The sequence below is a fragment of the Paenibacillus sp. DS2015 genome, from assembly GCF_050433705.1.
In the GTDB taxonomy this organism is placed as follows: Bacteria; Bacillota; Bacilli; order Paenibacillales; family Paenibacillaceae; genus Paenibacillus_AQ.
Window position 1 is genome coordinate 100460 of record NZ_JBNPWS010000005.1, and the last position, 21851, is coordinate 122310.

22 protein-coding genes are annotated in these 21851 nt (G+C 41.4%); 8 read left to right on the forward strand and 14 right to left on the reverse strand.

Translation table 11 applies throughout. The annotated features are described in order from the left end of the window. The first annotated feature begins 275 nt into the window (after window positions 1-275). The 8 genes from J2T13_RS06875 to J2T13_RS06910 all read left to right on the forward strand — a co-directional run bounded on the left by J2T13_RS06875 (window position 276) and on the right by J2T13_RS06910 (window position 4824). Window positions 276-755, forward strand: coding sequence for a DsrE/DsrF/DrsH-like family protein (locus tag J2T13_RS06875; RefSeq protein WP_429369625.1), 480 nt, complete (start codon window positions 276-278; stop codon window positions 753-755). A 21-nt stretch (window positions 756-776) separates the two neighbouring features. Beyond that, window positions 777-1139 carry a rhodanese-like domain-containing protein gene (locus J2T13_RS06880; protein ID WP_429369627.1) on the forward strand — a complete coding sequence of 121 codons (363 nt, stop codon included), beginning with the start codon at window positions 777-779 and terminating at the stop codon, window positions 1137-1139. Window positions 1140-1159: 20 nt separating this feature from the next. After that, a complete protein-coding gene (locus tag J2T13_RS06885) occupies window positions 1160-1456 on the forward strand; it encodes a rhodanese-like domain-containing protein (RefSeq protein ID WP_429369629.1) in 297 nt (98 codons plus the stop codon). A 53-nt stretch (window positions 1457-1509) separates the two neighbouring features. Next, window positions 1510-2079: a sulfurtransferase TusA family protein gene (locus tag J2T13_RS06890; RefSeq protein ID WP_429369811.1), complete on the forward strand. Its 570-nt coding sequence runs from the start codon at window positions 1510-1512 to the stop codon at window positions 2077-2079. Window positions 2080-2117: 38 nt separating this feature from the next. After that, on the forward strand, window positions 2118-2513 hold the full coding sequence (locus J2T13_RS06895) for a DsrE/DsrF/DrsH-like family protein (protein ID WP_429369631.1): 396 nt from the start codon (window positions 2118-2120) through the stop codon (window positions 2511-2513). Between the two features lie 82 nt (window positions 2514-2595). Beyond that, a complete protein-coding gene (locus J2T13_RS06900; protein WP_429369813.1) occupies window positions 2596-3708 on the forward strand; it encodes an MBL fold metallo-hydrolase in 1113 nt (370 codons plus the stop codon). A gap of 55 nt (window positions 3709-3763) precedes the next feature. Beyond that, window positions 3764-3991, forward strand: coding sequence for a sulfurtransferase TusA family protein (locus tag J2T13_RS06905; RefSeq protein WP_429369815.1), 228 nt, complete (start codon window positions 3764-3766; stop codon window positions 3989-3991). Between the two features lie 53 nt (window positions 3992-4044). Further along, window positions 4045-4824 (forward strand): sulfite exporter TauE/SafE family protein, encoded by a 780-nt coding sequence (locus J2T13_RS06910; RefSeq protein ID WP_429369633.1) that lies wholly within the window; start codon window positions 4045-4047, stop codon window positions 4822-4824. Window positions 4825-5133: 309 nt separating this feature from the next. Here J2T13_RS06910 and J2T13_RS06915 read toward each other — a convergent pair whose 3' ends face one another. The 14 genes from J2T13_RS06915 to J2T13_RS06980 all read right to left on the reverse strand — a co-directional run bounded on the left by J2T13_RS06915 (window position 5134) and on the right by J2T13_RS06980 (window position 21847). Next, the gene (locus J2T13_RS06915; RefSeq protein ID WP_429369635.1) at window positions 5134-6363 is read right to left on the reverse strand and encodes a zincin-like metallopeptidase toxin domain-containing protein; all 1230 of its coding nucleotides are present in this window, start codon (window positions 6361-6363) and stop codon (window positions 5134-5136) included. Window positions 6364-6791: 428 nt separating this feature from the next. Then, window positions 6792-7034, reverse strand: coding sequence for an Imm59 family immunity protein (locus J2T13_RS06920; protein WP_429369637.1), 243 nt, complete (start codon window positions 7032-7034; stop codon window positions 6792-6794). Window positions 7035-7047: 13 nt separating this feature from the next. Beyond that, window positions 7048-7323, reverse strand: a complete 276-nt coding sequence (locus J2T13_RS06925; RefSeq protein ID WP_429369639.1) for a hypothetical protein — start codon at window positions 7321-7323, stop codon at window positions 7048-7050. A gap of 32 nt (window positions 7324-7355) precedes the next feature. Next, window positions 7356-7661 (reverse strand): hypothetical protein, encoded by a 306-nt coding sequence (locus tag J2T13_RS06930; protein ID WP_429369641.1) that lies wholly within the window; start codon window positions 7659-7661, stop codon window positions 7356-7358. 108 nt (window positions 7662-7769) lie between these two features. After that, window positions 7770-8063: a hypothetical protein gene (locus J2T13_RS06935; RefSeq protein ID WP_429369643.1), complete on the reverse strand. Its 294-nt coding sequence runs from the start codon at window positions 8061-8063 to the stop codon at window positions 7770-7772. A gap of 20 nt (window positions 8064-8083) precedes the next feature. Beyond that, on the reverse strand, window positions 8084-10435 hold the full coding sequence (locus tag J2T13_RS06940; RefSeq protein WP_429369644.1) for a hypothetical protein: 2352 nt from the start codon (window positions 10433-10435) through the stop codon (window positions 8084-8086). Window positions 10436-10569: 134 nt separating this feature from the next. Beyond that, on the reverse strand, window positions 10570-13401 hold the full coding sequence (locus tag J2T13_RS06945; protein ID WP_429369646.1) for a hypothetical protein: 2832 nt from the start codon (window positions 13399-13401) through the stop codon (window positions 10570-10572). 28 nt (window positions 13402-13429) lie between these two features. Then, on the reverse strand, window positions 13430-14032 hold the full coding sequence (locus J2T13_RS06950; protein WP_429369648.1) for a hypothetical protein: 603 nt from the start codon (window positions 14030-14032) through the stop codon (window positions 13430-13432). Beyond that, window positions 14033-14419: a copper amine oxidase N-terminal domain-containing protein gene (locus J2T13_RS06955; RefSeq protein WP_429369650.1), complete on the reverse strand. Its 387-nt coding sequence runs from the start codon at window positions 14417-14419 to the stop codon at window positions 14033-14035. It lies immediately after the preceding gene. Between the two features lie 139 nt (window positions 14420-14558). Continuing rightward, a complete protein-coding gene (locus J2T13_RS06960) occupies window positions 14559-14750 on the reverse strand; it encodes a hypothetical protein (RefSeq protein WP_429369652.1) in 192 nt (63 codons plus the stop codon). Between the two features lie 28 nt (window positions 14751-14778). Continuing rightward, window positions 14779-15765 carry a copper amine oxidase N-terminal domain-containing protein gene (locus tag J2T13_RS06965; protein WP_429369654.1) on the reverse strand — a complete coding sequence of 329 codons (987 nt, stop codon included), beginning with the start codon at window positions 15763-15765 and terminating at the stop codon, window positions 14779-14781. Between the two features lie 894 nt (window positions 15766-16659). Next, window positions 16660-17058: a hypothetical protein gene (locus tag J2T13_RS06970; protein ID WP_429369656.1), complete on the reverse strand. Its 399-nt coding sequence runs from the start codon at window positions 17056-17058 to the stop codon at window positions 16660-16662. Between the two features lie 17 nt (window positions 17059-17075). After that, window positions 17076-18872: a deaminase domain-containing protein gene (locus J2T13_RS06975; RefSeq protein WP_429369658.1), complete on the reverse strand. Its 1797-nt coding sequence runs from the start codon at window positions 18870-18872 to the stop codon at window positions 17076-17078. Window positions 18873-19003: 131 nt separating this feature from the next. Continuing rightward, window positions 19004-21847 carry a hypothetical protein gene (locus J2T13_RS06980; protein WP_429369660.1) on the reverse strand — a complete coding sequence of 948 codons (2844 nt, stop codon included), beginning with the start codon at window positions 21845-21847 and terminating at the stop codon, window positions 19004-19006. Window positions 21848-21851 lie beyond the last annotated feature (4 nt).

Here is a 21851-nt window from a genome sequence, read left to right on the forward strand (position 1 = left end):
ATTCTTCTTATTCGAAAAGTAAACAAGTCCCCTTCCAGCTGTTCAAGCTTGTGTGTTATTTACCGGTGAGCGAATGTAATCATAGTTGGTTAGGAACTAACCAATAAGAGTTTGACGAATTCTTTTTTTTACCTTAATATATACCCTTACGGGTATGGGTATATAGACATTAGATGCTATGCTACTTACTACGACAATTGCAAAAATAGAAAAAAATTTATCCAAAAATATACCCATAGGGGTATAAGGATCATTTTACCAGGGGGAAAACTTGAATGATTGAAAAGAAAAAAACAACAATTGTATTATTTAGTGGTGAATATGATAAAGCTATGGCAGCTTATATTATTGCCAACGGAGCTGCCGCTTATGATCATGAAGTTGTCATCTTCCATACTTTTTGGGGACTAAATGCTTTACGTAAGGACGAGCCATTGACACTAAAAAAAGGATTCCTTGAAAAAATGTTCGCGAAAATGATGCCTCGGGGTGCAGATAAGATGGGATTATCCAACATGAACTTTGCTGGAATGGGTCCTAAGATGATTAAGCATGTTATGAAAAAACATAACGCGTTGACCCTCCCTCAATTAATTGAGCTGGCACAGGAACAAGATGTGAAGCTAATCGCTTGTACCATGACCATGGACTTATTGGGCTTACAACAAGCTGAATTGTTAGACGGAATTGAGTATGCAGGAGTAGCAGCTTATCTAGCAGATGCTGAAGACGGTAACGTCAACTTATTTATCTAATCTAAAGGGGGTTCTCAACTGATGAGTACGATTCTAAATGCCGTGATGATTGTGGCCGTTGTTTGGTTTGTATATCAGCGATTAGTGCCTGTAAAGGGCATTAAGAATATCAGCACGACAGCGTTAAAGCAAGAGTTAACTCAAAAGGGAAAACAGTTTATTGATGTCCGTACGCCTAACGAGTTTAAAGGTAATCACATCAAGGGCTTTCATAATATTCCTTTGTTTGATCTTCCAAAAAGAGCGCAGGAACTTTCAAAAGAACAAGAAGTTGTGGTCATTTGTCAAAGTGGCATGAGGAGTAGCAAAGCAAGTAAGTTGTTAAAAAAACTTGGATTCAACAACATAACAAATGTTAAAGGCGGCATGAGTGCTTGGCGCTAATCAAAGGAGGCTATATAGGTATGAAAGAAATTTCACCTGTTGAAGTAGAGGCATTAGTAAAAGAAAATGCTCCTATTCATATGATCGACGTGCGAGAAGAAGATGAAGTGGCAACAGGAATGATCCCTACAGCGATAAATATTCCTTTAGGCTTAGTTGAATCAACAATGAAACAACTGGACAAAACAATAGAGTATATTATCATATGCCGGTCAGGTGGCAGAAGTTCAAAGGCTGCTAAGTTTCTTGAAGAACATGGATATCTAGTACTTAATATGACGGGCGGTATGCTTGAGTATAATGGGCCAAAAGAATAATTTTTTCGCTCAAAAATATACCCCCATTCGTATATAAATAAGGAGGAATAATGATGATAAATACAAATTCAGTTTTAGATGCCAAAGGATTGGCATGTCCAATGCCAATTGTAAGAACTAAAAAAGCTATGAACGGTTTGGAACCCGGTCAGGTATTGGAAATCCAAGCGACGGATAAAGGTTCAACGGCGGACATGAAAGCTTGGTCAGAAAGTACAGGCCATCAATATCTAGGTACCGTTGAAGAAGGCACTGTTCTGAAACATTACTTGAGAAAAGCAAGCAGAGAAGAAGAAACAGACAAGAAGCATGAACATGTTACTTCTAATCAAGAACTTCTTGCACAATTAGATTCTAACCACAATATCACTGTGCTTGATGTTCGCGAATCAGCGGAATATGCATTTAATCATATTCCGAACGCTAAATCACTTCCTTTAGGGGAACTAGAAGGACGTTTAAGTGAATTGAACCCAGATACCGAAGTCTATGTCATTTGCCGTACAGGTAGCCGAAGTGACTTAGCCGCACAAAAACTAACATCAGCAGGATTCAAGCACGTTATCAACGTAATTCCTGGCATGAGTCAATGGGACGGCCCTGTAGAAAAGTCACTAAACTAATCAAACACAATACAAACACAACCTTGGAGGAATTCATCATGACTAAAAAAGTAGCAATCATCGCAAGTAATGGCGGACTATTTGACGCTTATAAGGTATTTAACATCGCAACAGCAGCAGCTGCAACAGATCAAGAGGTTGCCATCTTCTTTACATTTGAAGGGTTGAATCTTATTCATAAAGAAGCCAATAAACAACTTCCAATGCCAGAAGGGAAAGAACATTTCGCCGAAGGATTCGCAAAGGCTAATGTCCCTGCTATTCCAGAGTTACTTGCGATGGCACAAGAAATGGATGTGAAATTCATTGGTTGCCAAATGACCATGGACGTTATGGGACTTGAGAAAGAGGCTTTTGTAGACGGAATTGAAGTAGGCGGCGCTGTAACATTCTTAGAGTTCGCTAAAGATGCCGACGTGACCTTAACATTCTAAATTTAAGGATGATGTGTGTGTGAGTTTATATAGATGTGTATTTCATGATTATGAGGAGGAGTAAATTGTGTCAGTAAAAGAAATGACAGCTAAAGAGGTTGCTAAGAAAGTAATCAATAAAGACCAACTATTTATTCTGGATGTGCGGAATGAAGGCGATTTTACAGATTGGAAAATTGAAGGCGAGAGTATTGAGATCCTTAATACCCCCTACTTTGATTTACTTGATGGTGTAGAAGAAGTAATGAAAAACATCCCAGCTAATAAGGACATATTAGTCGTATGTGCCAAGGAGGGCTCTTCCGTTCTAGTATCCGAAATGTTATCTGAGGCCGGACTTACCGTGTCTTATTTAAAGGGCGGAATGAAAGCTTGGAGTGAACATTTAGAACCCGTCAAAATTGGGGATTTGACTCATGGTGGCGAAATTTATCAATTTGTACGTCTTGGTAAAGGTTGTTTATCTTACATGGTCATATCTAACGGTGAGGCCGCTGTTATTGACTCTACAAGAATGACAAACGTCTATCTAGACTTCGCAGATCATATTGGTGCACGAATTACACATGTGTTAGATACACATTTACATGCGGATCACATCTCAGGTGGAAGACAAATAGCAGAAAAGACGAATGCAACCTATTGGTTACCTCCCAAAGATGCAACAGAAGTTCAATTTGAATACCAGCCATTAGAAGGCGGGAACGTCGTAACCATTGGAAGTACAGCTATAGCCATTCATGCCATATATTCTCCTGGTCACACCATTGGTTCAACATCGTTTGTTGTCGATGACAAGTACTTGCTGTCTGGAGATATTCTATTCATTGATTCCATTGGTAGACCCGATCTAGCAGGATTAGCTGAGGACTGGGTGGGCGATTTGAGAGAAACCCTTTATATCCGTTATAGAGAATTATCCGATGATTTAATCGTATTGCCTTCTCACTTTATGATTATTGAAGAACTAAATGAGAACGGCAGTGTTGCTAAGCAATTAGGTACGTTATTTGCGGAGAATCATGGTTTAAACATTGCGGATGAACAAGAATTTAGAGAGATGGTTACAGGAAACTTACCTCCACAACCGAATGCCTATCAAGAAATCCGTGAAACGAATATGGGTAAAATCACGCCAGATGATGAGAAACAACGTGAGATGGAAATTGGACCGAATCGTTGTGCGGTTCGTTAATCACGAAATACTGACTCAGATAACATAGATACTACAAATAGAGGAGAAATGAATGATGAATGTAGATAAAGTGTTAGATGCTCAGGGACTAGCTTGTCCCATGCCGATTGTCAAAACAAAGAAAGCTATGAATGACTTACAATCCGGTCAAGTGTTAGAAATACATGCTACAGATAAAGGGGCTAAGGCAGACTTAGCTGCTTGGTCAAGATCTGGTGGACATGAGCTGTTAGAATCTACCGAAGAAAACGGCATTTTTAAATTTTTGATTAAAAAAGGTTGATACAGAAAAGGGAACCAATAGGGTTCCCTTCTCTTTTATAAAGGAGAATGAATATGGACATTACATTTATCATTACGATCTTTTTAATTGGGTTTATTGGGTCCTATGTATCCGGAATGCTGGGTATAGGCGGATCCATTATTAAGTACCCCCTGCTTCTATATATACCACCTATCTTCGGTATCGCAGCATTCAGTGCGCATGATGTGTCAGGAATAAGTGCTGTTCAAGTATTATTTGCTTCGATTGCTGGTGTCTGGGCCTATCGTAAGGGCGGATATTTGAATAAAACGCTCATTATATATATGGGAGGCAGTGTATTAATCGGTAGTGTCATTGGAAGTTTCGGATCGCAGTCCATGTCAGAAGACGGGATTAATATGGTCTATGGTGTACTAGCCTTAATCGCAGCAGTCATGATGTTTATTCCGAAGAAAGGAATAGATAATATTCCGTTAAACGAGGTCAAATTCAACAAATGGCTTGCCGCAATATTAGCTTTAATCGTAGGTTTAGGTTCCGGTGTTGTGGGTGCAGCAGGTGGCTTCCTATTAGTACCCATTATGCTAGTCGTTCTGAAAATCCCTACACGCGTGACCATCGCATCTTCACTTGCGATAACCTTTATCTCTTCAATTGGTGCAACGGTAGGCAAAGTAACCACAGGACAAGTAGATTACTATCCGGCCTTAATCATGATTGTAGCTAGTATAATCGCATCTCCTCTTGGAGCAATGGCTGGTAAAAAAATGAACACTAAAATTCTTCAAATCATTTTAGCTGTCCTTATTTTAGCGACTACGGTGAAGATTTGGTTGGGTATCCTCGCATAAGCTTGGATTTAAGTAACTCCCCCTTCATGTTAGTCAAGAAGCAGATCACCATTTGGCCATTCCATGCAACAGGTGGGTTCATATCATGAAAAGGATACCCATTGCGAATGAATTTGTAAAAATCGTAAGATAACGAAGATAACAAAAAACAGGTCAATCATGGTGGTATCTGACCATAATTGACCTGTTCATTGTAACGCCCAAATGGCGGAATCTCTATCCGGGTATTACATGGGTTATATGTGTTATTCCGATGGGCTCATTCGGTACTGGGTAGCCACAATAGATTTTTATACACCTACGTAATCTTTAATTATCACGATTAGCAAAATGTATTTCTACAGCTTCATCTAAAGTCATTGCCTTTTCTAGATTATCATCAACAAGTATAAGTAAAGGTCCTTCTATCAAATGTCCTTCTATAGTTCTAACTTCAAACGCAGCAGCCCAATATTGAGGGGAAATTTTAGAGATCTCAACACTAATTAGTATCAATTCGTAATTTCCATTCGTATCTTTATTCACATATTCGAGTGCCAATTTTTCTGCTTGTTCTCTTGATAGTTCCATTATCTGATACCCCCCAAATTCCATTATATACCAGCTAGCGTGAAGTTGTTCGGCTTCATTTAAAGCATTCCATTTATTAGGGCCATTTGCAAGCATATCATAGACGAATTGCTCTGGAGCATTGAATTGTGTTAAATCATTCATAGGAACTCGTCCAGTACGTGGTAGAGTTGAATATGCTTCTTTTCCTATACTTCGATACTGTATGATATGAGATAGTTCGTGCCAAACCTCATATTGTGTTGGATTATTTCTCAGTACCAATGTAGCAGTATTATAGTTAAAACCGCCTCCTTTTCCAAATGGTACAAATTCATCTCCAACTTTCATAGTTATTCCTCTTTTTTCAAGATAGCTGCCTAACAGATTTAAATCTTTTTCACTATACAGTTTACCACCGAGACGACCTGTCTCATCGATAAAGTCAAGATTACCCGTCCCCTCAATCGTCGTTTTACTTGTAGTTGTAACAGTGGACCTTGTAGCGTCTACGGCTATTCCAGCTTTATATGCATCGATTGCAGCAGTTGGACTCTTATAGATCATCTTCGTAATTAAATCTGCGGGTTGGGCGAAGGCAACAGCTAAATCAATTCCGTTATAGAATTGTAATCCTACTTCTCCTCCAATGCCCTCGAACATATTCTTCTCAGAGTTTGCCGTGTCCCCCGCATCAGAACCATTGAATCCGTTCCATATTCGCGAAAATCCACCGGTCACATTACTTGATCCGTGCGTTGCAACATACGCTCCCAACATCCCTCCAACTACCGTTTCGGATGTTGCTATACCGAGCGTGACTCCAAAAAAGGTTTCCAATCCTCCACCTATCGCTTGCACTACTCCTAATCCGACTTGCCCCCATTTTACGCTTGGTGCATTTAGTTCTTGATTATACCGATCTATAATGGCCCCCAGCACTTCCGGTGTTAGTACGGTTGGGTTCCCTTCGACGGTATACCTCGTCATGTCAACTGGTCGTCACCAGATTTATTGGCTTGCACAATAACTATCGCGGCTTATGTCCTGAATGTTGCCGAGCAAAACAGATATTCCAAGCCCTGTACTATAGTGGTCGACTATGTCACTTTGGAGTTACAGAAATTATCTCTTCACTCTCCTATCGCGGCGGAGTATTCTACGATAGCAAACAACTTCGAAAAATCGGTGAGAAAGCGAAGATAACAAAAAACAGATCAATCATGGTGGTATCTGACCATAATCAACCTGTTTTATGTAACGCTTTAGCGTTAATTAGGTTATACTTTTCAAGCATTACTGTGCGTACAACCAAAATGACGAAATCTATTTACGGGTATCACATGGGTTCAGTGTGTTATTGGTTGAATAATGGGTTCATTCGACACTTGGTAGCCTTCAAAATAGTTTAGGCAGTATTATAGTTCACTCAGTATTTTATCCGCCCTTAACCTTTTAATGAAGTCTTCCAATGCATCACTCTCAGAATCGTATACCACCTCAGAGATTACACTTTCTCTCTCATCTGCCGTATAGACACTCCACCTTGTAGATACCTCTCTAATTACAACTTCATTCGCTCTTAAGGCATGGTCACCGTACCAATTGAAGTTCTTTAATTTTTCATTTCCGATTATCTTTAACGTTTCTTCTCTTGTCATACAAATCACTCTCCTAGTTCACTTTTACTAACAAACCTAAATCCTCCAACATATTTACTGGTAATGGTAATTCAAATTGAATGCCTCTGCCCGAAGTACCAAAACCTTCTGCAATATGACCTTTCTGTACCTTTAGATCATCGTAGGATAATTTAAATTTTTTCATATATGCTTCAGCCTTCAGTCTAACATTTACATCAGGGCTTTGCTGAATATAAGTCTTTATATCGTTGAAGTCCCCTATCACTTCGTACTGATGATATTTTGTTACATCCTCTACATATGGCAATGACCTCTGGTCATAATTATATGGTTTCCCATCTATAACAGGTGAGGTATATCTACTTTTGGCGGCCCATACCTATCGATAATGTCTCCTGTTTTAGGTACAAATACTTCTTTTATTGCATTCCCATTTTTATCAAGGACATAACCACCGTTAGGAACTTCCGACCATTTAATCGAACCATCTGCATTTAGTACGCTTGGGTCTTTTGGTATTTGTATTTCATTTGGCCACTTACCTGATGATGCAAACTCATCAGCATAATTTGTTCCGTTGTATGCGTCCATTTTCTTAAGATAGCCTGTAAGATCATCGACACTGCTTGTCGATTTCTTTAACAAATCATCTATATGATTACCCGTCCCCTAAGTTGTAATCTTAAATTTGGAAATATAGAAGGTGGTAATTGTAAAAGCAATTACCACCTTCTATATTCCTTTATTTCTATTCTAAAAATATGAATTAAGTCTTATTTTTAATTCATCAAGTTTCTCATTTGCTTTCAATCTTTCATCAAAATCATTCCTCCAGATAAAATAATCGGATAGTCCAACCCTTGCATTGTTTATTTTTAGGTATATTTCATTCAACTCAAAGATCATTTGGTCATTTGGATATTTATTTATGAGTTCTATTGATTCCTCGATTTTACTTATAATGTAATTTAGCTCAGAATCATGCTGTTCTTTTAGAAGTACTAATAAACTTTCATATGATTTTTTTATTTCTTGAACTTTTTCCACTTGATAGGTCATCTCCTTAATTACTTCAATGGCGTTTCTGAAATGGGCTGTACACCTTTTATTTTCCATGGTTCTGAAATGAATATTTGATTGCCTCCCCCTGTGTAGATACTACCTTGATTCGCCGCAGGTCCCTCATATATTGTTGTACCTTGTGGTATCTTTATTGCATAAACCGAATCTAAGGGAGATGACCCAGTTAATTTTCCAGTGTTAGGGTCAATCCATTGTGGTTTAATAGCCATATCAATCCTACCCTCAATCCTAGTTATGGGGTTCCATGTAAAGTATTGCCCAAGGGCATTTTTCTCCCCACCGGCTTTTCCTACTCTATATAGAATAGTATCTTGCTGAAGTATTTCAATATTATACATACCACTTCTAAAAGTAGCTCCTGCTCCTGGATTTATTTCAGCTAATGGACCTGGGTTTTCAACCATATTATACGTATATTTAAGATCACCCGTCCCCTCAATCGTCGTTTTACTTGTAGTTGTAACAGTGGACCTTGTAGCGTCTACGGCTATTCCAGCTTTATATACATCGATTGCAGCCGTTGGACTCTTATAGATCATCTTCGTAATTAAATCTGCGGGTTGGGCGAAGGCAACAGCCAAATCAATTCCGTTATAGAGCTGGACTCCTACTTCACCTCCAACACCCTCAAACATATTCTTCTCAAAGTTTGCCGTGTCCCCCGCATCAGATCCATTGAATCCGTTCCATATTCGCGAAATCCCACCGGTCACATTACTTGATCCGTGCGTTGCAACATACGCTCCCAACAACCCTCCAACTACCGTTTCGGATGTTGCTATACCGAGCGTGACGCCAAAAAAGGTTTCAAATCCTCCACCTATCGCTTGCACTACCCCTAATCCGACCTGCCCCCATTTTATACTTGGTGCATTTAATTCTTGATTATACCGATCTATAATGGCCCCCAGCACTTCCGGTGTTAGTACGGTTGGGTTCCCTTCGACGCTATACCTCGTCATGATCGCTTGAATCCTATCGTAGGTTGGGCCATCCCATTCTTTCGTTGGCAACGCCCCTGTGAGATATTGAATTGCTGCCATCTTGTTCCCAGATTGAACCTCCGGGAGACTCATGCTACCGTTCAACAGGGCTTCACGGGCGATCGCTTGAGCCACAATCGCCAGCTTATTCTCATCTTTCCACCAATTCGGATCAGTAAACGTGTCACTGTTCCAAAAGCTGTTCTCTGCACTTTGTAAATCCTGATTCAATACCTTCATCGCTTGATTTACGGCTTCGGTGTGATAGGAAAGATTCATGTTCGCAAACACGCTCAACTTGGAATCATGTTCGATGCTTCCCATCATCTCTTCCAGTACCTTCTTATTATTAACCAAGCTTTGCATGATACTAGAAACGGTACTCTCATCCGTCTTATTCCCAATAATCTGGTACGCACTTAACGTTCCATCCCGAATCCCATTCGCTGTTCGTATGATCTCTTCTCGCTGTTCTTTGGTGGTTGCCTGGAAGTATTGGTCTGTTAATAGCAGAATAACGATCTGTTTGTCGCTCGTCAACTGATGATCTTCAATTCCCCAAAGTACTGTTGGCATTGGTGTGCCATCCTGTTGTAGCGGATCAAAATCACAGGCCGTTAGCGGTGGACGACTATAGTTCAGCGTTAGATTCACATCTGCGTTATACCACTCATCTGAGATCCCTAGCGCTTTAAGCTCCAGTCGATATTGCTCTGCCTGTTGCTGTACTTCATCCATATAGGTTCTATTCTCATACTTACTGTAAATGCTATAGGCGACCTGACTCCGCTCAATGCCGTCAAATGCTCGCGAGATTTGGCTAAGCTGCTCCACTGCTTGTCTCTGTTCCACTATCGTTCCTGTCTTCAGAAGTTCGAGGAGGATGGCGATCTGCGGTTCTCCCTGATACGGCTTTAAGCTTTTCTCCAAGGAGTTCTTTTGGAATTCAAGAAAAAATAACTGCCACCTATCGATTGAGTAAGACTTGACCGCCACCTTTCCGTCCCACTTCGTCCCCATGTTCACCCAGCTGATCGAGGGGGATTTAGAAAGGATTAACTTTAATTTCTCCTCGTTTTCCTCATACTGCCCGGCGGTCTTCTTCAATGTGCTCGCTTTGCCATCCAATCTCTCATGGAGGGACAACGTTAGATTTCGAATCTCACGCAGCAGGTCATCGACCTCTCGCGTAGCCGATTGAACATAGCCGGACTCTGGATATTGGGTGGGGATATCCTTTATGAGCTTATTCATCTCCGCATACATCTGGCTTGTATCATTCATGATACGGTTGAGACGCTCCATTCCCCCTGAAAGCTCCCGGATCTTATCCGGTTCGACTCGCTGTTTCATAATTCAACGCCTCTCTCTCCAATCCTCTCAACTTGGCATGATTAAATCCCCGTCATTACCTTCCCATCTAGTCGTGCTTATCCTGGACTAGACTTCGATGTAATGGCGGGGATGGGATCTTCTACTATATGATTTTAATTGTTCAGATCATCGTACATCGAACCCACGACGGTGATTGGAATGGCGTTCAACGCTTCGATTCCCTCAAGCTTGTCTAATACTTTATACGCATGATTTCCTTTCGACAGGACGGTATCATCTAGCCATACTTTGATGCCATATGTACCGTTTGGCATGTTGGCATGGGTGTATAGTGGTATATTGGTTGGATTAACGACAATCGTCACCTGTGTCGTTTCCGTGATCTTGTACATATGCTGGCCTGCCTTCACATATTCCCGGTAGTTATAATATGTGTTGCTACCCTCGGTGTACGACTCGCTATACCCTTCTAGAACCTGCTTCCAGAACTTATGAGAACTCCCACCACGTGCATCCGTATACGGGATCTCATTCACTTCTTTTGTATATCTGGATTCATCTGTATTTTTATCTAGCACACTGATCAACTTCACTCTGTTCACACTTTCGCTATTTTTCACAGATAAAATGCCTGTTTCTCGTTCAAATCCTCCACCGATCGGATGAAGAGGCTTGTTCCGAATATTGACCGCTTGTTTGTTACTATTGATATACATTAGATCTGTCTCATAGCGGAATGAATTAATGACGGCATTCACCATATCCTGATGATCCTCCGTCTCCCCATCCGTCGGCTTGAATACCACCGTCTTCACGGTCAAGTTGTAGCTCCCTCTGGGGTTGAAATAATATCCTGATTTTATCGGGTAATCATAGCTTTGTAATTGTTGATCGGTTGCAAATACGGCTTTATCATAGAGTGCTTTCTTGTTTAGTTTACTTCTAGCTGCTTCTCTAGCTTGGCTATACTCATTTTGCATAGAACTTCCTACCGTCCACCCTACTGTTCCACTCGCCTGTTGAATGAATGACCGTTCGTATTGACCGGGTACTTGGGTCCAGTTATATTTCACGCCACTAACATTCTGGTGGTGCATCCACCTTATGACAGAATAGAGATAAGGTTCGTTGGTCCAATAGAGCTCCTTTTTCCTTGAATCTAGAGCATCATCTTCAATGACATTCTGGTAGGTGTGCTCTGGGATTTCTTTGCGCCCGTTATACACATACATCTGATAGGGTTTCTGAACCGTGTCGGATTTAAATTCACTCGTTACGGTTCCGTTTCTGGTCTCTGAATGAGTTGTACAGACGACTTCTTCCTCTACTCGGGAACACGTCTGCCATGAATACGTATACTGATAAGGTCTACTTACCGAACCTGAATTGTGGATTTCTCCCATTCGTTCTAAGGGCTCTCCTGGGTCACTTAAATTTTTCCATTTCTCGTTCAATGGATCATCGCCGAAGTCCTCGCGTTTAATCGTAAATGTCGCCACCGGTGTACGGGTAATGGTCACACTGTTCTCATTGACGGCAGGGTTATTGAGAACGACGAACTCCCGCTGTAAATCGTCCGTCCCATTGGACACTTGCAGACCGCCCTTGGCATTTCCCGTCCATTGTGCATCTGGTAAACTTGGCAAAGTCAACTTCACCGTATTACTTGGCAATTCTAATCTCACCTGTTTAGAAAGTAGATCGTAGGGAAGCGATATCGGGGTGCTTAGCGTAACCGTAGACTGGAGCACATTGTTGTCCAGTTTTTCCTCGATCGGGGCCTTACCCCCTTTATTGATTTCAAATGTGATGTTCACACCCTCATTGGGCATGATGAAGGTCGCTGTCAGCAACCGTTCTCCCTTCGCTGGAATGCTCGCGATCTTCCCTTTGCTCTCATTCTTAATATGACCCGAGAAGGTGACCGGAACGGGATCTCCACTCTTGGTGGTAATAGCCCACTGGTAAGGAACATCTTTCTGTATAGATCCAAAAGTCGATTCGACGCGAACATCGATCTCCACACTAGATCCTTCCGGAGAGCTTGGTGGAAAAGATTCAAATTCAGCGGAGAGGTCTTCGGTCTCATCCGTATAGAACGAGAGCATAATGGGGTATTCAAAGTGAATGGCCACTGCCCCACCCCCATTAAACGTACCATCGCCAACGGATACAGTGCCTGAGTTTAACGTACTCGTCACAGCTTTGTTATTCTTTGCTATCACGGTGAATCCGTTCTTTAAGTACCCCTGAACATTCATGATCTGACTAGGCGCAATCTTGCCCGAACCGGATGGAGCCGGGGCGTAGGGTTTACCCTTATCAAAAAAACCGTTTGTAGCCCCCCATCCCACGGAAGAAGACCTACCCCAAATGGAATATCTGTTATAGCCGAAATCCGGATGAACAATAGGGATTGTCACCCCTAATTCATCACCCACAAAAGTCTTATAAGTCATTTTATCCTCATTGTAAAAATGAAACTTAGGCTTCCCTTCGAAATAGACCTTGTTGTCCTTCAGGGTGACGGTCGGCTTCTCATAGAACAGCTCAGACAATTTCTTCCCGTTCATCGTTGAGGAGACATACACTTGCACCTTGTTCGCCTTCATCAACTTCGTATATAAGGTACTATTGAGAGGGATTTCGGAATGAATAATATTGGTTGGTTCTTTGTTGGGATCTTTATTGAGTCCCTTATCCATTGCTTCCGCAAGTTTGTCAGCATCACTAAGTCTATTCTCCAACTGGCTGTCTTTAATAATTAAATTATTGTAACTCCAGTATCCTCCACTAGAATGCCACAGCTCCACAGCTGGATTATGTTTAATAACACCAATAAGTTCTGCTACTGGCTTCGCTGTCTCGTAGTCCACTAGAACTTCAATTGTCGGTGAAGCTGCCTGCACAGGAGAGAGGGGGCTAACGTATACACTAATACCTATGAATAACGCTACGACGAGAATAAAGGTTTTCTGTTTCATGCCCTACTCCGTCCTTGAAATTTAGTGATTACCATTGAAACATTCTACTATAATTGAAGTCTTTAAAATATTGACTAGGACCGGTTCTTGGAACATAGCCAACACTCCTGTATCCATCTGATGATACATCGATCACAAATAACCCTGGACTCGCATCATTTCCATCCAACCTGGAATAATCTATAGGATTTATCGTTAATACCAGACTATACAATTCAACATCTTTTGCATTCTTGACAAAAGCTACCTCCCTCGTGAAAGAACCGGTTAAAGGAATATGCGATTGTTTCGATTCAATTAAGCCACTCCAGCTTTCACTTTTCACCCCAGTTTCCACGGTAATCCCTACCGACCATTTAAGCTCACTTGGCAATTTAGGATACGTGCATTTGATTACATATTTGCCATTCTCCTTTACGAAGGTGATCTGGCTGGCAAGCTTCTCTAAGAACTCAATGGATTTCTCCTTCGTCATCCGACCATACTGATCGACATCGGTTACATCGTTAAAGGAGATCCCACCATACTTCTTCGTCGTTCCCCCTTCAGGTACAAGCTCCGGTGCAGGCGTCACCTCTCCCGTGGTGTTGGTCTGGATATACACTGTCCGTACCGCCTTGTCCCACTTCACTTATGCCCCGAATGCTTGCGCCACATACCGTGCAGGTACGTAAGTCCGCGCATTCTTAACAATCGCTACTGTATCCATGCGGTAGGTTCCACCGTTTAGCAGGTACTTACTCTGTCCTATGGTTAATACGAGCTTATTCTTCTCTAATTCAAACGAAGCTTTCTGCTCTTTCGCGTTCCATGTGGTGCTTGCACCTAAGGCTTCTGCAATAAATCTCGATGGCACTTGTGTTCTGCCTTGGGCATCTACAAACGGCTGGGCATCTGGAAAATTAACTTTTCTCCCGTTCACTACAACACGAATCTTGACATCCTCTGCTGAAGCGAACGATGTGGATAGTAGGGTGAACGTGAAGATAAGGGTGAGTAATAGTGCGATTTTTTTCATGATTATGGCTCCTCTTATTATATTTTGTTCATCCGTTGTAGCTAAGTAAATTGTCTTCGATTCTAGTACCCTCTTACTCATGTCTTCCTATCTACTTATTATTTGTTCCTTGTTATAGGCAGTTATGAAGAGGATTGTATTATCTTGAAATGCTAATCTCCATATTATGTTTAATAACACCGATGGGTTCTGCCACTGGCTTCGCTGTCTCGTAGTCCACTAGAACTTCAACCGTTGGTGAAGCTGCCTGCACAGGAGAGAGTGGGCTAACGTATATACTGATACCTATCAATATCGCTACGAACAGCATAATAAAGGTTTTTTGTTTCATGCCATACTCCGTCCTTGAAATTTAGTGATTACCATTGGAACATTCTACTATAATTGAAGTCTTTGAAATATTGACTAGGGCCCGTATTTGGATTAAAGCCAGCTCTCTTTTCTTCTAATGATTTAACGATCGAAAATAATCCTTGAATCGGATCATTTCCATCCAACTTGGAACGATCTTTGACGTCTATTGCTAATACCAGATGATATGACTCAACATCTTTTGCATTCTTGACAAAAGTTACCTCCCTCGTGAAAGAACCGGTTAAAGGAATATGCGATAGTTTCGACCATAAATCTCCACTCCAGTTATCACTTTCAACTCCGGTATCCACGGTAATCCCTACCGACCATTCATACCCACTCGGCAATTTAGGATACGTGCATTTAATTACATATTTGCCATTCTCCTTTACGAAGGTGATCTGGCTGGCAAGCTTCTGCAGGAACTCTATCGATTTCTCCTGTGTTATCCGTCCATACTGATCGACATCGGTTACATCGTTAAAGGAGATCCCGCCATATTTCTTCGTCGTTCCGCCTTCAGGTACAAGTTCCGGTGCAGGCTTCACCTCTCCCGTGGTGTTGGTCTGGATATACACTGTCCGTACCGCCTTGTCCCACTTCACTTCTGCCCCGAATGCTTGCGCCACATACCGTGCCGGTACGTAAGTCCGCGCATTCTTAACGATCGCTACCGTATCCATGCGGTAGGTTCCACCGTTTAGCAGGTACTTACTCTGTCCTATGGTTAATACAAGCTTATTCTTCTCTAATTCAAACGAAGCTTTCTGCTCTTTCGCGTTCCATGTGGTGCTTGCACCTAAGGCTTCTGCAATAAATCTCGATGGCACTTGTGTTCTGCCTTGGGCATCTACAAATGGCTGAGCATCTGGGAAATTAATTTTTCTCCCGTTTACCACGACACGAATTTTGACATCCTCTGCTGAAGCGAACGATGTGGATAGTAGGGTGAACGTGAAGATAATGGTGAGTAATAGTGCGATTTTTTTCATGATTATGGCTCCTCTTATTATATTTTTCAATCACTTGCACGAATATATTATGCTTCTTACACCATCGATGGTTAGGTGCCTTATGAGCCTCTATGTATTCCTATTAACCTGTATTATTTCCTTGTTATATGCATTAAGAAGAGACGTTTCTTTCGTAGGAAGCTGACCGCCGCTCCCTTTAACCTCCTATCCATTGGGATATTGTCACTTTATGTTGTCGAAAATATTGTACCATAATTTAACTTAATATCCTTAATCATTTATTTTGACTACAATTAATACTTATTTACAATTATTTTTATTCTAGTTATCTATTAATAAGTGACCATAAATTCAAAGAGTGCGGTCTGGTGTTGCCATCCAAGAAAAAAATCGACGGATTTCTCGAGCAATTTTGGCATGAAATGTAGTATTCACATCATAAAGACCCCCGTCGGTTCTTCACCCGATGTGCATATTGTACTTCTAAACAATCCAGACTGTAGTTCTTTCCAGTTGCTTAATTCTTTTCCACTTCTGTTCTTCCTAAAGTTTGTGGTCGATGTCTCTTTGGTAACTTCATCTTTGAACGTAATAGACTTTGTTATTTATAGCCAACCAGAGATGATTAACCTTCGTTTTCATCTTCAACACCTTCCTTCTTTAATCGTTGAGAAGAGAAGGATATAACAAAAAACAGGTCAATCATGGTGGTATCTACCCATAATCGACCTGTTTTTTGTTACTCTTTAGCGTTATTTAGGTTATAAATTATCAATCATTATTGTGCGTACAAACGAAATGACTAAATATTTATACGAGTATTACATGGGTTAAGTGTGTTATTGGTTGAATAATGGATTCATTCAGCACTGGGTAGCCCTCCGCATGATTACGTTTGTAACAACCACCTATTTAATCAACTTTCAAGCCTAAGATGTATTCTACTCTTGCTTTAGTAGAATCGCTTGTTTCCCTGACTTTATACTCATTTTTATCAATTAACTTTTTACAAACTTGAATATCTTGTAACAGTTGTTCAATGTCATTTTTATCTGCAGCTTCTTCAAATTCAGTGTTTTCCAGATAACTATCTAGTTTAGAATATATGAAATCAGAAATTTCTTTGTATTTCAAACTCTCTATTGCAATAGAAATAATATATAATGTTTTAGTAAACAAACTATCGTTTACTATTCGCCAATCTTCTTCCAAAGTTTTCGCTGAAACCTGCGCCACATTTAAACCTTCTTCTTCAATATATTCCTCAAAGTCTAACGCTACCGAGGTTTTTATTGATTCATAACTTGTCATATTCATATCATCAGTCCTTATTTCATATTTTCAGAATAAACATTTAACTGAATATTTGGGAACTTGCTTCTAAATTCCATAATCAAATTTGTGCAACTTTGACAGGCATCTAGTTCTGTAAACAAATCTATTTGACCTTTAACATTAGGGTCTTTTATCTGAGAAGCAATATCTTCAAGAATCTTAGCCTCCGTGTCATTAAATCGTGGAAAGTCATCATCAACATAGGTTTCCAATGATTTATCTGCTTTGGAATTACTAAAATCTCCAACATTACTACCCACACTATCAGAGGAATGAATCTGACTGTGTGCTTGAAATTCTTTTTTAATACCAGGTATGCTCACATCTGCTACTGCAACATTTCCGCTATTTAATTTTCTAAGTTTTCTATCAAGTTTATCCCTCTGTGTTTTTGAGAGGCTTTTGTATTCTTCAGAGTTTCTTAATTTTTCTATTTCACTGTTAATATCACCTCTAATATTTTGAGTTCTTTCATATAAGCTGTCAATTGTCCTACTAGGTAGTCTATTTTCACCCGTCCTCTTAAGAGGATCCACTGTTGACGGCATATCCAATGGCTTGGGTTTACCCGTCTCCCCAATACCAGACTTATTCCCCTCACCCACATCACTTTTATCAAGATCATCCAGCAACTTCATTTCCGGTATCTTAATATCCACTTTCGAATTTATGACCAAGACTACCTTTTTAATACTTTGACCTACCATTCCTCCACCCACTGCACTTACTGCAGCAGAGATCGCATTCTCTCCGACGATTTCTCCTATTCGTTCAGATCTCTGGCTTGGGGTGAGCTCCTTGAATTCTTTATAGAATTTCTCCATCGACCCCCATGTATCCTTCACCGTCTTCTCTATATAACCCATGGGATCCTTCTGGTATTTCTCTATTTCTTCATTTATATCTACGTAGATTTGTTTAATTCCTTCGATCGCTGCCTTCCCACTGTCTATGGGATGTTTGACAATCTCTACTGTAGTATTAAATATGTCGTCCACATTTCGGTCCATTCCGTTTATGAATCCTCTTCCAAATGCTATTTCTTCATATCCATCTAAATAGTGCTCCCGATAATCCACAATCTCTTGTTCTAGTTGTTTCGTTTTCCCTTCTAATCTCTGGTATGCCTCTGATCGTTCCCAATATTCGAGATACTCAAAGGTATCCGGGTCATACCCTTTATCCAATGCAAAGGCTATGAACTTAGGTACCTCGTCAAATAATACGGCTTGATACAATACCTCTCCCGCAAATAACGTGTACCCCTCTTCATCCGAATACTGTTGTAATAACCTATCTAAATTCGCTCGATTTACGGGTATTTCTTCCGGTGTTTCGACCTCTATCTTATCGGCTGATTCCGTAGGTGTGCTCTTTCGAGCTTGGAGAAGGGGCAACTTCCACTTATCCATAAAAGGGGGCTTCACCGCCACCTTCCCGTCCCACTTCGTTCCCATATTCACCCAGCTAAATGTAGGGGATTTAGAAAGGATTAACTTTAATTTCTCCTCGTTTTCCTCATACTGCCCGGCGGTCTTCTTCAATGTGCTCGCTTTGCCATCCAATCTCTCATGGAGGGACATGGCTAGATCTCGAATCTCACGCAGCAGGTCATCGACCTCTCGCGTAGCCGATTGAACATAGCCGGACTCTGGATATTGGGCGGGGATATCCCTTGTAAGCTTATCCATCTCCGCATACATCTGGCTTGTATCGTTCACGATACGGTTTAGACGCTCCATTCCCCCTGAAAGCTCCCGGATCTTATCCGGTTCGACTCTCTGTTCCATGATTCAACGCCTCTCTCTCCAATCCTTTCAACTTAGCATGATAAAAACCCCGTCATTACCTTCCCATCTAGTCGTGCTTCTCCTGGACTAGACTTCGATGTAATGGCGGGGATGGGGTCTATACTATGTGATTAGTTGTTCAGATCATCGTACATTGAACCCACAACGGTGACTGGAATGGCGTTCAACGCTTCGATTCCCTCAAGCTTGTCTAATACTTTATACGCATGGTTTCCTTTCGACAGGACGGTATCATCTAGCCATACTTTGATGTCATACGTACCGTTTGGCATGTTGGCATGGGTATAAAGCGGTATATTGGTTGGATTAATGACAATCGTCACCTGTGTCGTTTCCGTGATCTTGTACATATGCTGGCCTGCCTTCACGTATTCCCGGTAGTTATAATACGTGTTGCTACCCTCGGTGTACGACTCGCTATACCCTTCCAGAACCTGCTTCCAGAACTTATGAGAATTCCCACCACGTGCATCCGTATACGGGATCTCATTCACTTCTTTTGTATATCTGGTTTCATCTTCATTTTTATCTAGCACACTTATCAACTTCACTCCGTTCACGCCTTCGCTATTCTTTACAGATAAAATGCCTGTTTCTCGTTCAAATCCTCCACCGATCGGATGAAGAGGCTCGTTCCGAATATTGACCGCTTGTTTGTTACTATTGATATACATCAGGTCGGTCTCATAGCGGAATGAATTAATGACGGCATCCACCATATCCTGATGATCCTTCGTCTCCCCATCCGTCGGCTTGAATACCACCGTCTTCACGGTCAAGTTGTAGCTCCCTCTGGGGTTGAAATAATATCCCGATTTTATCGGGTAATCATAGCTTTGTAATTGTTGGTCGGTCGCAAACACGGCTTTATCATAGAGTACTTTCTTGTTTAGTTTACTTCTAGCTGCTTCTCTAGCTTGGCTATATTCATTTTGCATAGAACTTCCTACCGTCCACCCTACTGTTCCACTCGCCTGCTGGATGAATGACCGTTCGTATTGCCCGGGTACTTGTGTCCAGTTGTATTTCATTCCACTAACATTCTGATGATGCATCCACCTTATCACAGAATAGAGATAAGGTTCGTTGGTCCAATAGAGCTCCTTTTTCCTTGAATCTAGGGCATCATCCTCAATGATATTCTGGTAGGTGTGCTCTGGGATTTCTTTGCGCCCGTTATACACATACATCTTATAGGGCTTCTCAACCGTCTCGGATTTAAATTCACTCGTTACGGTTCCGTTTCTGGTCTCTGAATGATTTGTACAGACGACTTTTTCCTTTACTAGGGAACACGTCTGCCATGAATACGTATACTGATAAGGTCTACTTACCGAACCTGCATAGTGGATTTCTCCCATTCGTTCTAAGGGTTCTCCTGGGTCACTTAAATTTTTCCATTTCTCGTTCAATGGATCATCGCCAAAGTCCTCGCGTTTAATCGTAAATGTCACCACCGGTGTACGGGTGATGGTCTCACTGTCCTCATTGACGACAGGGTTATTGAGAACGACGAAATCCCGCTGTAAATCGTTCGTCCCATTGGACACTTGCAGACTACCCTTAGCATTCTCCGTCCATTCTGCATCTGGTAAACTTGGCAAAGTCAACTTCGCCGTTTTACTTGGCAATTCTGGAAATTCTAATCTCACCTGTTTAGAAAGTAGATCGTATGGAAGCGATATCGGGGTGCTTAGCGTAACCGTGGACTGGAGCACATTGTTGTCCAGTTTTTCCTCGACCGGTGCCTTACCCCCTTTATTGATTTCAAATCTGACGTTCACACCCTCATTGGGCATGATGAAGGTCGCTGTCAGCAACCGTTCTCCCTTCGCTGGAATGCTCGCGATCTTCCCTTTGCTCTCGTTCTTACTATGACCCGAGAAGGTGACCGGAACTGGATCTCCACTCTTGGTGGTAATAGCCCACTGGTAAGGAACATCTTTCTGTATAGATCCAAAAGTCGATTCGACGCGGACATCGATCTCCACACTGGATCCTTCCGGAGAGCTTGGTGGAAAAGATTCAAATTGAGCGGAGAGGTCTTCGGTCTCATCCGTATAGAACGAGAGCATAATGGGGTATTCGAAGTGAATGGCCACTGCCCCACCCCCGTTAAACGTACCATCGCCAACGGATACAGTACCTGAGTTTAACTTACTCGTCACAGCTTTGTTATTCTTTGCTATCACGGTGAATCCGTTCTTTAAGTACCCCTGAACATTTATGATCTGACTAGGCGCAATCTTGCCTGTGTCGGATGGAGCGGGGGCGAAGGGTTTACCCGCATCAAAATACCCGTTCGTCGCCCCCCATCCCACGGAAGAAGACCTACCCCAGATGGAATATCTGTTATAGCCAAATTCCGGATCAACAATAGGGATTGTTACCCCTAATTCATCACCCACAAAAGTCTTATAAGTGATATCACCCTTATTATAAAAATTAAACTTAGGTTTCCCTTCGAAATAGACTTTGTTGTTCTTCAGCGTGACGGTCGGCTTCCCATAGAATAACTCAGAGAGATTCTTCCCATTCATCGTTGAGGAGACATACACTTGCACCTTGTTCGCCTTCATCAACTTCGCATATAAGGTACTATTGAGAGGGATTTCGGAATGAATAATATTGGTTGGCTCTTTATCGGGATCTTTATTGAGTTCTTTATCCATTGCTTCCGCAAGTTTCTCAGCATCATCAAGTCTATTCTTCAACTGACTGTCTTTGATAATTAAATTATTGTAACTCCAGTATCCTCCACTAGAATGCCACAGCTCCACAGCTGGATTGTGTTTAATAACACCAATGGGTTCTGCTACTGGCTTCGCTGTCTCGTAGTCCACTAGAACTTCAACCGTCGGCGAAGCTGCCTGCACAGGAGAGAGGGGGCTAACGTATATACTGATACCTATGAATATCGCTACGACCAGCATAATAAAGGTTTTCTGTTTCATGCCA